The sequence below is a fragment of the Colwellia sp. BRX10-4 genome (genome assembly GCF_014077465.1).
Classification (GTDB): Bacteria; Pseudomonadota; Gammaproteobacteria; order Enterobacterales; family Alteromonadaceae; genus Colwellia_A.
Genome location: NZ_JACGVZ010000086.1, coordinates 1 through 956 on the forward strand (window position 1 = coordinate 1; position 956 = coordinate 956).

Annotated in this window: 1 protein-coding gene and 1 pseudogene; both read right to left on the bottom strand. The window is 37.7% G+C overall.

Translation table 11 applies throughout. The annotated features are described in order from the left end of the window. Positions 1–697, bottom strand: a 697-nt coding sequence (locus tag H4J67_RS19915) for an ABC transporter permease (protein WP_182204890.1), incomplete at its 3' end; no start/stop codon positions are given. Then, a pseudogene (locus H4J67_RS19920) lies at positions 697–956 on the bottom strand (hypothetical protein); the annotation flags it as partial. The pseudogene H4J67_RS19920 and the gene H4J67_RS19915, both read right to left, overlap by 1 nt.

Genomic DNA, 956 nt, shown 5'->3' on the forward strand with positions numbered 1-956 from the left:
CTAAAAACATAGTATCAAGTGACATTGAACCGGTTTCTTTTCTGCGTTCAGCACTGATATAGTTATAATCCCATGGGAACCAAACATCGGTTAACGGGTGCTTTATATAATAAGTTTTGGGTTCGACAAATCGCTCAGCCACCACACCGATAATACTAAAGCTTACATTGTCTACAACGAGTTTTTCATCAAGAATATCAATACTACCAGCAAACTCGTTTTGCCAAGTGTCATAACTTAAAATAGCCACGGGGTTATAACTATCAAGCTGTTCATCAATGCCAAATGAACGGCCAATAACCATGGGAATATTCAATAATTCAAATGTTTCTGGTGTGACATAAGTGGTTATTACTTGCGGTTGTGAAGGTTGTGAAACAAGCACATTCTTTCCATATGCTAATAAAGCAGCACTTTCGAAACTGGTTTGTTTACGATACAAGTTTACTAATGAGCGATAATTAAAAGCGCTAAATATTTTCTTTTGATCTTTATCTACGACCGTCGATTCGACTAAAAACAATCGCTCTTGTTCAGGGTATGGTAGCGGCTTTATTAACATCACATACGCAAGTGTAACCACGCACAACAAAGCACCTAAGGTAATTCCCATGGTTGAAACAACACTAAAGACAAAAGCCGGTTTTTTCTTTAAGCCTAAGAACGCTTGTTTCAATTGGTAGATAAATAGATTCATTATTCGCTTCCCTTTAAAGCATGGATCACAGGTTTATTGATGTATTGACGCAAAGGAAAGTAGCAGGCAAATAACGACAACATGCTGGTCATCGCCGATGTCACTATAAATACCGGGAGTAACTGTAAGGTGATGTAGTGATTTACCTGTTCACTAAAACCAATGGTTAATAGAGACAACACGCCAACACTCAGCAGTACGCCCAATAATATTGCACTGGCATTGTCTTTAATAATCAATTTAATTAAGTCGCTTCGTT